The sequence below is a fragment of the Oceanobacillus alkalisoli genome (assembly GCF_021556485.1).
GTDB lineage: Bacteria > Bacillota > Bacilli > Bacillales > Amphibacillaceae > Oceanobacillus > Oceanobacillus alkalisoli.
Genome location: NZ_JAKGBW010000029.1, coordinates 1 through 12,483, shown reverse-complemented (window position 1 = coordinate 12,483; position 12,483 = coordinate 1). Strand labels below are relative to the sequence as shown.

General features: G+C 40.5%; 11 protein-coding genes. All 11 read right to left on the bottom strand.

The window, feature by feature from the left end; all coding sequences use genetic code 11:
- Positions 1–152 precede the first annotated feature (152 nt).
- Positions 153–1,121 (bottom strand): ROK family glucokinase, encoded by a 969-nt coding sequence (locus LZD48_RS18220; RefSeq protein WP_235764112.1) that lies wholly within the window; start codon positions 1,119–1,121, stop codon positions 153–155.
- Positions 1,122–1,194: 73 nt separating this feature from the next.
- Positions 1,195–2,865, bottom strand: a complete 1,671-nt coding sequence (locus LZD48_RS18215) for a glycoside hydrolase family 13 protein (protein WP_235764111.1) — start codon at positions 2,863–2,865, stop codon at positions 1,195–1,197.
- A 249-nt stretch (positions 2,866–3,114) separates the two neighbouring features.
- On the bottom strand, positions 3,115–4,083 hold the full coding sequence (locus LZD48_RS18210; RefSeq protein WP_235764110.1) for a sugar phosphate isomerase/epimerase family protein: 969 nt from the start codon (positions 4,081–4,083) through the stop codon (positions 3,115–3,117).
- A gap of 15 nt (positions 4,084–4,098) precedes the next feature.
- Positions 4,099–5,133 (bottom strand): Gfo/Idh/MocA family protein, encoded by a 1,035-nt coding sequence (locus tag LZD48_RS18205; protein ID WP_235764115.1) that lies wholly within the window; start codon positions 5,131–5,133, stop codon positions 4,099–4,101.
- Between the two features lie 4 nt (positions 5,134–5,137).
- On the bottom strand, positions 5,138–6,169 hold the full coding sequence (locus LZD48_RS18200) for a Gfo/Idh/MocA family protein (protein ID WP_235764109.1): 1,032 nt from the start codon (positions 6,167–6,169) through the stop codon (positions 5,138–5,140).
- 87 nt (positions 6,170–6,256) lie between these two features.
- Positions 6,257–7,282, bottom strand: coding sequence for a LacI family DNA-binding transcriptional regulator (locus LZD48_RS18195; RefSeq protein WP_235764108.1), 1,026 nt, complete (start codon positions 7,280–7,282; stop codon positions 6,257–6,259).
- 39 nt (positions 7,283–7,321) lie between these two features.
- Positions 7,322–8,173, bottom strand: coding sequence for a DUF1189 domain-containing protein (locus LZD48_RS18190; RefSeq protein WP_235764107.1), 852 nt, complete (start codon positions 8,171–8,173; stop codon positions 7,322–7,324).
- A gap of 33 nt (positions 8,174–8,206) precedes the next feature.
- Complete coding sequence (locus LZD48_RS18185; protein ID WP_235764106.1) at positions 8,207–9,058, bottom strand: sugar ABC transporter permease; 852 nt, start codon at positions 9,056–9,058, stop codon at positions 8,207–8,209.
- A 2-nt stretch (positions 9,059–9,060) separates the two neighbouring features.
- Positions 9,061–10,371: a carbohydrate ABC transporter permease gene (locus LZD48_RS18180; RefSeq protein ID WP_235764105.1), complete on the bottom strand. Its 1,311-nt coding sequence runs from the start codon at positions 10,369–10,371 to the stop codon at positions 9,061–9,063.
- Between the two features lie 63 nt (positions 10,372–10,434).
- Positions 10,435–11,709, bottom strand: a complete 1,275-nt coding sequence (locus tag LZD48_RS18175; protein ID WP_235764114.1) for an extracellular solute-binding protein — start codon at positions 11,707–11,709, stop codon at positions 10,435–10,437.
- A gap of 346 nt (positions 11,710–12,055) precedes the next feature.
- Positions 12,056–12,483 (bottom strand): LPxTATN C-terminal sorting signal domain (locus tag LZD48_RS18985; RefSeq protein ID WP_310739876.1); only part of this gene is annotated, 428 nt, incomplete at its 5' end.

Sequence of the window (12,483 nt, the reverse complement as noted above, 5' to 3'; positions counted from 1 at the left end):
TCACCGCCAAAAACTCCAAAAAAATAAATAACGATGATAAATTTCTATCAAAAATGAATCCAAGCCGCATTTTAATGACTTGGATTCTTTTTTTATTATTTTTGGCTAGTTATGTCCCAGCCTCTTCTATCATTCTAATAAATTTAGCATTCTTAAATCCCCTGCTTTTCAAACCAACTTTTCACAAGGTAAGCAGCCCCAATCATCCCTGCATCATTGTCCAATTGTGCAAGCTTCACTTCGCAACAATCACTTACTCTAGGGAGGGCATACTTTTTAAAGGCAGCTGTTATTTTGGCAAGCAGTGGCTCCCCTGCTTTAGAGACGCCACCGCCAATTATAATGTGACTGGGGTTGATTGTAACTGCCAGATTTGCCATTGCCATACCTAATGCTTCTGCCATCCGATTAATAATCCTTTGACTCGCTTCATCCCCAGCCATTGCACAATCAAAAACATCTTTCGCTTCCAGCATACCACGTTGGTTATAACAGGCAGCCAATACACCATGAGGGGCTTTATTTATATGATCCATGGCCATATGCACAATTCCCGTTGCTGAAGCTATTGCTTCCAAACATCCCACTCTTCCGCAATTACAGCGGTATTCGTTTGGTGCAACCAGAATGTGGCCAATTTCACCGGCAGTGCCATTCGTTCCGTTCAAAATCTCTCCATTCGCGATAATTCCACCACCAACCCCGGTGCCAAGCGTAATGAAAATAAGGTTTTCAGCAGAGTTGCCGCTCCCTTTCCAGTTCTCAGCTAATGCCGCTAAATTAGCATCATTTTCTATAAATACAGGTAAATTGCATAATCGGTGCAGTTCTTCTGTCAAATTGAAATTTTTCCAACCAATATTTACAGCCTCTTCCACGATTCCGGTTTCTGGGTTTATAAAACCAGGAGCGCCCACACCAATTCCTATTATTTCATTTTCTATTTTATGTTTTGCTATCATTTCCGTTATCGATGTCCATATGTCATTTATAACTGCCTGACCCGCATTATCTTTATTCGTTGGAATTTCCCATTTAACTAAAATTTCCCCATCATGATTGATTAGGCCGATTTTTACAGTTGTGCCTCCAATATCTATACCTATCATCAACTCGTTCATCCAGATGCACTCCCTTTCATATGAAATGGAACAGGCTGCTCCAGTTTATATTAATTAATGATCAATCAACACCTCATTTTATCTGATACACTCGGGCTTCATAAGGACGAAGTGTCATCGTATCCAGTGTTTCATGAATCTGTTCCACCTCATAGTTGCTTAATCGCAATTTCGCCTGCTTCCCTGTTAAATCTTCAGGGAATTGGGCATCTGCGGTACCATCTGATAAGTTTGTCAAAACAATATACTTCTGATGCCCCAGCGTTCGCACGTAGGCATATACTTGCTCATGCCCTTCTAGAATAAGTTCATAGCTTCCATAGATGAGTGTTTCATTTCCACGACGCAACCCAATCAACTTTTTATAGTAATGATAAATCGATTCAGGATTTTTCAACTCTTCTTCTACATTTATTTCCTTCACATTCGGGTTTACTTTCATCCATGGTGTTCCCGTTGTAAATCCGCCGTTTTCCCCACTATTCCATTGCATCGGTGTTCGGGAGTTGTCCCGGCCATTCTTCCAGATGATTTTCATTACCTCTTCATGGCTCTTGCCTGCTTCCCGTTCCTCATAATAAAGATTTTTTATTGCCACATCATTATAATCATCAATGGAATCAAATGCGACGTTCGTCATCCCAATTTCTTGTCCTTGATAAATAAACGGTGTCCCTTGCATTAAAAAATACATGGTTGCAAAGCTTTTTGCCGATTTTTCCCGCAAGTCCGTATCATTTCCCCACGTAGAAACAGAGCGGGGTTGATCATGGTTTTCTAAGAACAGGGCATTCCAGCCGACACCATCCAGACCTTTTTGCCATTTGCTGAGCGTTTTTTTAAGCCCTTGCATATCGAGCCCGCCTGTTGCACTCTTGCCCCATAGATCCAAGTGTTCAAATTGGAAGATCATATTGAAAAAGCCATCCTCCTCGCCAACCCATGCATCTGCTTGTTCAATTTTGACCCCGTTTGCTTCTCCGACAGTCATAATATCGTATTTATCAAACGTTTCTTTTCTCAATTCCTCGAGGAAAACTTCAATTCCAGGTCGGTTCATATGCCCCTCATACGATGGAACATATTTTTGGTTGTCAGGATTCGGCATATCCGGAAAACCGGGAACTTTTTTAATATGAGAAATTGCATCGACTCGGAAACCATCGATCCCCTTATCGAGCCACCAATTCACCATTTTATATAAATCATGGCGAACTTCCGGGTTTTCCCAGTTCAAATCCGGTTGTTTACTGGCGAAAACATGCATGTAATATTCTCCAGTCTTCTCATCATATTCCCAGACTGATCCCCCAAAGATAGATTCCCAATTATTTGGGGCTTCACCGTTTATTCCTGGATGCCAAATATAATAATCACGGTAGGCATTGTCCTTGGATGAACGGGATTCAATGAACCATTCATGCTCATCCGATGTATGATTGATGACAAGATCCATAATCAATTTCATCCCCCGGGAATGTACCTCCCGCAGCAATTCATCAAAATCTTCCATCGTTCCGAATTCAGTTGAAATCCCTTGGTAATCACTAATATCGTATCCATTATCAATATTCGGAGATGGATAGATCGGCGAGATCCAAATGACATCAATCCCTAAATCTTGTAAATAATCCAATTTTGAAATGATTCCTTGTATATCCCCGACGCCATCTCCATTTGAATCCATAAAACTTCGCGGGTAAATTTGATAGGCTACCGCTTCTTTCCACCACTGGCTAGTCATACTGTTCCTCCTTGAGCGCCTGAGACTAACTTTATCGATTGTTGATAAATCCGAACAACTTATAGAAAGCGTCAACTGCCGCTCCGGGAATATACGGAGCTAGTTAGCAGAGTTGTTCGGAATTAATCCTTGTTAGAATAGTTAGGTCCCAGCAACAATACTTTCCCTTTAAGATTTTATTTTTCAAAGTTTTTTAGTTCATGATTTCAATGTTCATTTTTCTCTAAACGACTGGTTACGCCATGAATATTATGCCCACCACATATCAGCAGGAGCTTCTTCCATATTGACCGCCTTCAAATTTCGTACTGCTGCGCGAAAGCCTTCATCAATGGACATAATCGGGTCTTCGTGTTCGATGCTAATAACATAATCGTAGCCGTACGTCCTTAACGCGCTAACAATATTAGACCATTCCTGCATGCTATGGCCGTATCCGACTGAACGGAAACTCCATGCCCGCGTTTGGACAGCTGCATAAGGCTGCATGTCTGTCAGACCATACATATTGACATTATCTTGATCGATATAGGTGTCTTTCGCATGGAAATGATGAATCGCATTTTCCTTACCTAATATTTTAATCGCCGCAACCGGATCAATACCTTGCCACCATAAATGACTTGGATCCAGATTGGCTCCAATTGCGTCGTTCGTTGCATCTCTAAGCTTCAGTAATGTATAAGGAGTATGCACGAGAAAACCTGCATGAAGTTCCAATCCGACTTTCACCCCATGATCTTTCGCGAATTGAGCTTGCTCTTTCCAATAAGGAATCAATTTTTTCTCCCATTGCCAATTTAGAATATCCGTGTATTCAGTTGGCCATGGTGTTACAGGCCAGTTAGGGTACTTCGAATCTTCATGTGAGCCGGGAGTACCAGAAAACGTGTTAACGACTGGTACATCTAGCATTTGAGCAAGTTTCACCGTTTTCACGAATGCATCATGGGATTTTTCTGCATGTTCTTTATTTGGGGAAACTGGATTATCATGACAGCTGAACGCACTGATTGTTAAGCCTCTTGAATGGACTTTATCAATAAATTCCTTCCGTTTATCCCCACTCGCGAGTAATTCATCCACATTACAATGAGCAGTTCCCGGATTTCCGCCTGTACCGATTTCAACTGCATCCAGGCCAGCATCTTTTACATGATCCAACATTTGTTCAAAAGGTTTTTCAGAAAATAATACGGTGAATACGCCTAATTTCATGGATATTGCCTCCAGTTAAATTAATTTTATACTTGATTGAATTTCACTGCTTTTATATATGGCTTCGATTATTTTGGTAACAGTTCTAGCCTGTTCGGGTTTATTCACTAATTCCGCTTCCCCGAGACAACTTTCAATAAAATTTTTAGCTTGAAGCAATCCTGCTTTTTCTTGGTCTTCCTCCACTTTTGCTTGCGTCGTCAGGAATGCTCCATGTTTCGGTTGATAGAATTCAAATGGAAATACACTTAGCCCACCAGTTGAACCGGATATGCTTACATTTGTCGTATCTTCCTTTATATTTGCTGCCCAGGAACATTCAAATAGCATAGAGGCTCCATTTTCAAATCGAATATAGGAGGATACATGGTCATCCACCTCAAACGATTCATGATCAAAGGTACCCCACTCATTAAGCTGATTTGGTGTTTTGCTTAATATGTTATAGGTCGTCCCTGCGACTTCTACGGCGGTTGGCTCATCTAAAAGCCAGAGTGCTGTATCCAAAAAATGACAGCCCCAATCAATCAGACTTCCACCGCCCTGTAATTCCTTATTCGTAAACACACCCCAGCCTGGAACTTTCCGGCGTCTTAACGCCTGGACCCTCGTTACAAGCGGATCACCGATTTCTTTCATCGTTTGTTTTGCCAGCTGAACAGATTCCAGGAAACGATAATGATATGCAATGCTCAAACATTTATCCGCTTTCTTAGCTGCTTCAATCATTAAATCGCACTCTCCCGTGGTAATGGCCATCGGTTTTTCACATAAGACATGCACTCCTGCTTCTAATGCTGCGATAGAAATTTCTGCATGAAATTTATTCGGTGTGCAAATTGTAACTGCATCAACGACTTCGAATAGTTCTTCATAATCAGTAAACACGTTAGGGATAGTAAACTTTTCCGCTACTTCTTTTGCTTTTGTAATTTTAAGGTCTTGTATAGCGGTAATTTCTACTTTGTCTGATAATGCTTGATAGGCTGGGATGTGACGATCTTGCGCTATCCCACCAGCTCCAATGATTCCCATTTTCAATTTCTGCATCATTTCACTTCTCCAAACTAATAATCCGTTTCGTTTCCACCGATTCTAAAGCACCTAGAATCACTTCCAATGATTTCTTGCCTTCCTCCCCATCAATTAATGGATTGGTATCTTGAAGGATAGATTCGACGAAATGATCGATTGTATGTGACGTTGTTTGCCCGCCATCTTCATTCGATTGAATACCATCCAACTCATACTTCACTACCTCTCCATTATTGTATTGCACAATGAGAGAGTATTCCGGGTCATCTTCAAGCCGTAACGTTGCCTTCTCCCCATAAATAATCGTTGAATTATCTTCTTTTGCTGTATATGCCCAGCTTGCTGCGAGGGTCCCAACAATCCCGCCTTTTGTTTTTAAAATCAACGTTGCGTTATCATCGACATCGGTATTTACTTTGGCATTCGTTTCAACAAAAGCTCCAACCTCTGCAAATTCCTCACCTAATAAATAACGGAGTAAATCTGCTTTATGTACGCCTAGATCACCCATCGCTCCGATAAAAGCCTGATCTTTTTTGAAGAACCAACTGTCCGCTCCTTCTGCACTCCAGCCTTCCGGTCCACCATGGCCAAAACTCGTTCGGAAACTATAAATCTCTCCAACTTCACCTTGTTCAATTAACTTTCTTGCCTTTTGATGAGAAGAAACGAAGCGCTGATTATGACCGATCATCAGTTTTTTATTATTTTTCTTGGCCGCTTCAATCATCTGTTCCGCTTCTTCATAAGAGGTTGCCATCGGTTTTTCACATAGCACGTGAACACCTGTGTTTAAAGCAGCTATAGTTACTGGCGCATGTAAATAGTTAGGAAGGCAGACACTCACTGCATCGATAGCTTCTGATCCAAGCAATGCTTCATAACTTGTATAGGCTTTCGCATGATATTTTTCAGCAGTTTCTTTTACTCTTGCTTCATTAATGTCACAAACAGCGACAATCTCCACATGGGGGTTATTACTATATTCGATTAAGTGGCGGTGTTGTGCAATACTTCCACAGCCGATGACGGCAACACGGATTGTTGACATCCTACGATTCCTCCTTTGTTTATCTTTTTGCTAGATTCTCTAGGGTTTCTGTACTTCCATACGCACGGAGCACGACATGTTCCGTACTCACTCACCCTTATATTCACTTACTGATTCACGATAAATGACCTTATGCGGAATGATAATTCGCTTTGCTGGTTCAGCTTTGTTTACCGTCTTTTCTATTAACGCTTTAGCTGATTGTGCGCCTAATTCATAGATTTGTATATCAATTGTCGTTAAGGCAGGACGAGTGATTTCTGATAAATATACATTATTAAAACTCGCTAACGAAATATCCCTTGGAACTTGAAGTCCCGAATCTTCCAACATGCTTAAAACACCTAAGCTGATTAAATCATCACTGATGACCATCGCTGTTGGGGGATGTGGCAACGTTAATAAACTCTCTACCGCTTCCCTTCCACCTGATTTCAGAAATTCGGTATGAATATGATATTCCTCTTTGTTTTCTAATCCTGCCTCGGCCAGTGCTGCCTTATAACCTTCCTCACGATCTACTGTTACGAATAAATCACGTGCTCCACCAATAAATGCAATTCTTTGGTGACCTTGTTCAATAAGATGCTCTGTAATTTCCTTACCTGCTGAAAAATTATCATTATCGACATGCGTCGTTTCACTGATACCCTCATAAGGTTTTCCAACAACGACAAACGGAAATTCCCTTTCTCTAAGGAACTGTGTCACAGGATCATTCATCCGGGAATAAAGTAAGATCATTCCGTCGACATAACTTCCATAGACCATGCGTTTGACTTCTGCAAGTATTTCTTCCTCTGTTTGTCCGCTGGATAGCATCATCGTATATTGCTTTTTATGTGTGACTGAACCAATTCCCCGCAATATTTCCGGGAAGAATGGATTTTGCAATGCTTTATCAGCAGATGATGGCAAGATAACACCGATTGCTTTTGTCGATTTGACAACTAAGTTGCGCGCATGGATATTCGGATGATAACCCAATTTTTTCATTGCTTTCCGTACTTTCTTCTTGGTATCTGGGCTTATCCTTGGATTATCGGCAATTACTCTAGAGACCGTTGAAGGTGATACACCTGTTGCCTTTGCTATGTCTTTTATTGTGACCATTTTCCATTTCACTCCGCATCTATACTCGACTAACTTCCCTTACTGATTCTGTGTTTTCTGTTGTTGTTTCCTTGCAACGTACTCCTCACTGAAATGAGTCTGATAAAATACGGCGAGCAGAACGAAGATTAGAGCTGTTGACTGTGTCATGATAATGACAATAATATCAAATCCTAACAACCCCACGATCATTGCGATTAAGGTTGCCAACCCTAGTGTATTTACAATGAGGTTGACAGATTCTTTATAGGTCCGTATTGATGAGGTTTGGCCTCTTTTCGTTAAATAGATGAAGAATGAGGCACCGATTACAAAAAAGAGCAAGCTCGCAAAGGTAATATTAAATACTGCAAACAGCAAGCCACCAACAACAATTGCTTTATTCTGAGTAAACCATTGGTTTGAAATGGCTGCTTTCAGTTCTTTTTCATCGGTTACGCCGGACAAATCGAAATCCGCGGTATATTTAATCGTTGCAATTGGCTCTCCCGCTTCTTTGATTGTTATGCCTTCCACTTGGAAGAGAACTGCATTCTCCTTCTCCAGCGCTTCTTCCGCTTCCTCTTCAGATAAGTTCCCACCAATCACGCCAGTTGCTTTCTCATGATAGAAGGTAGGAGCATGCTCCATTTCTCCCTCGGAGAACGTTGCACTTTCCAATGAATTCACGGTTGTATCATCAATTAATTCAAACGCAAATGGATACGTATCATCAATTTGGAACGTATCCATTTTCGCAAAATTAAGCGACACCGGAATCAAAATCAAACCATTTAAAAAGAGAAACACGATGATGATTTGAAACCAGTTTAATTGATGTCTCCCCGTAAACATGTTAGTTGGCCTGAATATGCTTGTAAAGTAATTTAATGGGAAAATATCTGTTTTCATCTCTACTCACTTCATTTCTATTATTTAAATCAATTATCCCTTTGTTCCGCCTGCAGTTAAACCGGAAACGAAATTCTTTTGCAACATAAAGAATAAAATACTGATCGGTATTGCAATCAAGATTGCCCCTGCAGCAAAGAGCGCTACTTTCTGTTCTTGCGGATTACTGATGAATGTATGTAATCCAATCGCCACCGTATAATTCTCCGGTGAACGGAGTAGGAACCTTGCTAACATATATTCACCAAATGGTGTCATAAATGCCCATAATGCTTGAACGGCAATCATCGGTTTTGCCATTGGCAGCACGATTTGCGCGAATATCCGGAAATGACCGGCACCATCCAGTTTCGCCGATTCATCTAAATCATACGGTATCGTATCAAAATAGCCCTTCATCAGCCATGTATTCATCGGAATACCTCCACCGATGTAAAGGAATATTAAGAACCAACTTTGATCGAGTGCACCTAACAAGAGTGCCATCACATAGAAGGCGACTAAGGTAGCAGTGGTTGGTATCATTTGCACGAGTAAGAAAAACATCAAGCTTTTTTTACGTCCGATAAATCGATAACGGCTAAATGTATAACCAGCCAAAGTAATGAGTGTCACTTGGACAAACATCGTGACGAAGGCGATGACTAACGTATTAATATACCATTCGCCATATAGTGTTTCTGTAAATAATCTGCTGAAGTTATCCAATGTCCATGTTGCATCGAAATTCAAATCAAAGGCAGAGATATTTCCGGCTTTGAATGCTGAACTTGCTGTGATCAACAAAGGGTACAAGATGATAACAGATAACAGTAATAAAAATGCATACGTGAAAAATTTTGTAAAGAATCGGGAAGATTTTTGGGATCGCAATAGATTACTCATCGTTAATCCTCCATTTCAAATGCTTTTGTCTTTTTAAATACAACTAACGCAATCGCAATGACAAATATCGAAATAAATAATGTTACTGCTGCTGCGATTGAATATTGTGGTGAGGTTCCAGTTGTAAGCTTAAATATCCATGAAATCAAGATATCCGTCGAACCCGCCCCAGCCCCGATACTTCCTGGTCCTCCTTCGTTAAAGAGGTAAATCATATTGAAGTTGTTAAGATTAAAAGTATACTGTGTAATAAACACTGGTGCCGCAATCATTAATATCGTTGGAAGTGTAATATGACGAAAGCGGCCAATTGGACCAGCTCCATCAATTTTTGCTGATTCATATTGCTCTTCTGGAATAGATTGCAAGATTCCGGATACCAACACATAAATATAAGGGAACCCTAACCAACCCTGAACGAGTATAATGGCAATCTTCGTAAAGAACGGGTCCGTCTTCCATGGCAATGATCCCAAATCGATGAACGGAATCAGTGAATTGATAAATGGAATAACCTGTGTATTAATGGCTCCCAAGCTGTCATTAAACATGTTGGAGAAGCTCATAATCGTAATGAATGCAGGTACCGCCCACGGAAGTAAGAATATGATTCCAAATAAGCGTTTAAACTTAATGAACTTTTGATTTAATACAACAGCCGTGAATATACCGATCGCTATTTGCAATGTAGTCGCACTGAGTGTCCAAATGATTGTCCAACCGAGTACAGCGATAAATGTATCACGATAGGAGCTGAGGAAGAACATATTGATAAAGTTATCAAACCCAACCCAATCAATTAAACTAGCTGGTGGTATATGATAGAAATCATAGTTCGTAAATGAGATAAAGATCGTAACTAAAACAGGGAAGATAATTGCAAAAATCATGACTAAGTATGCTGGTATCGTAAACAAGTAAGGGAACCCATTATGATACACATTCTTCAAAGTATCTTTCGCCGTTTTATTGATTTTCTTTTCCTGAACGATTCGTATTGCCACTTTCTTCGCATCATAAATATTAATTGCATAAAACAAGAGGAATATAACCGTCAACAGAAATTGCAAGGAGCCTTCGATAAGCAAGAATAAAGAGTGATCCTCGCCTGGTGTTAACCCTAATGTAACCATACCAGTAAATGCCTCAAAGCCAAACACAATCATTTCATAAATAAACAAAGCAAATATAGCTAGAAAGACAACACCTTTAAATGTTTGTTTATTATAAAACTGACCTATTCCTGGAATGACCGAGAGCCATGTCGCTGTTCTTATTCTCTTCTTCCCGTCCTCTGTATGTTCCACAACCATGTCACTCCCTTTTCCAAATGCCCGGCAGAGCCCAATCAGGCCCCTGCCGCTACATTATTTTCCTTATTGATATTTTTGTTCGATATTTTCTTGAATGACTTTTACTGCATCATCTGCAGATTCTTCCGGTGTTTTATTTCCAGATGCTGCATCGAACATTAATGTTTCAGCACCTGTCCAGACTTCCGCCATTTCAGGAATATTCGGCATTGGAATAGAAGTGTTATATTGTTCAATTACCGCAGACGTTAACTCGTTATCCCCTTGACTGACTTCTTCTTTCGTGAAATTGTTAGCTGGGATTTCTGCTCGCATATCATATAATGTTTGTTGATTAGCTTCATTTGTCACATAAGTCAACCATTCTTCTGCCAGTTCTTGATCTTCTGCATATTTACTAATGATCCAGGCTTTCCCACCGGCAAATGGCTGGTAAGCTTCACCATTTGGTAGAGTAGGAATAGCTGATACGCCGTAATTAACGCCTGCTTCATTATAGTTGGCAGCTTGCCAAGGTCCACCGATAATAGCTGCAGCGTTTCCATCCGTGAACTGTGCATCAATGAAATCTCCTGCTGATGTGGCATCCATCATCCCTTGTGGCCATACATCCTGGAACCATTCTGTCGCATACGCAATCCCTTCGATTGCTCCAGAGTCATTTAAGCCAATATCTGTCGGATCTGTACCGTCTTGTCCAAACACATAGCCACCATGTCCCGCAAGTAATCCATACGTGCTATAGAAATCCAACCAATTTGCCAAGAATGCCGTACTCTTACCGCTCTGAGAAGCAAATGCAAAACGCTCATCATCTGTTAGAGCTTCCAACTCCTCAAAAGTTTCCGGTGCCGCATCTAGTAAATCTTTATTATAATAAAAGACTAATGCTTCAATAACGAATGGTGCGCCGTAAATCTTTTCTTCAAATGTCACTTGCATTTGGTCTGTTTCATCATATCTTTCATCCTCAGGAAACGTATATTCCGCTAAATGCCCTTGTTGGCCTAAGTTTCCAACACGGTCATAAGGAGCAATCATAACGTCCGGTGCAAGTCCAGCCGGACCATCTAATGGCAGCGCCTCCAATGTGTCGAACATGTCTTTTTCGGAAATACTAATCGTGACACCATGTTCTTCTTCAAACGCAGGAGCTATTTCTTCTATAAAACTGACATAGCCTTCTTCTACGCCAACTTCTAATGTAGCGGATCCTGTACTATCCCCTCCATCTGTTGAATCGGATGAATCAGATGTATCTTCTTCTCCACCACTACAAGCTGCTAGAAATAGAACTGCAACCATAAACATGCTTAAAGTGAATTTTTTCCAATTCATTGTATTCATTCTTACATCTCCTCTTTCTCATTTTTAATGTTGATAACCTAAACCATTTGCCCCCTAGCAACTACTAAAACGCTTTCTTTAATGCCAAAAAAAGAATGATTTTTGTTTTAAGTATGATATCTCCTTTCCATATCGTAGGTTTTACAAAACTTGCGAAATCGTTTGCACAACCTCTATTATTTATAATATACTAAACTCAAAGTTTGCGCAAACGATTTCACCAAACTTTTTATATTATTCTATTATAAATTCATGAATAAGTAAGAAACTTGCTTCCGTCTTCTATTAAAGGGATTAAAAAATTGCTATACCCTAATTGGTATAGCAAATTTTTTTCCTATCTCGATCTCCGTTTTCTTTGCACGACAAATACAATTAATCCTGCCAGCAGTAAAACGAGACCAGCAAGTATCCAGCTATAAGTAGCTGTCGCTGTTTTGGGTAATTTTCTACCTTCAGTTTTACCTTTTGTTAATTGATTATCGTTTCCGTTTTTAAGCTTCCCTTTACCTCGGTCATCTTTACCTTTGTCTTTACCCGCTCCTGGATTTTCATCCTCTCCAGGCACTTTATCATCTTGCGGTTTTTCAGGTTCCTCCGGACCTGATGGGGATTCACCATCTCCTGGATCATTTGGATCCTCCGGTTCTGATGGAGGAGTCTCATCTCCTGGATCACTCGGGTCCTCCGGTTCTGATGGAGGAGTCTCATCTCCTGGATCACTCGGGTCCTCCGGTTCTGATGGAGGAGTCTCATCTCCTGGAT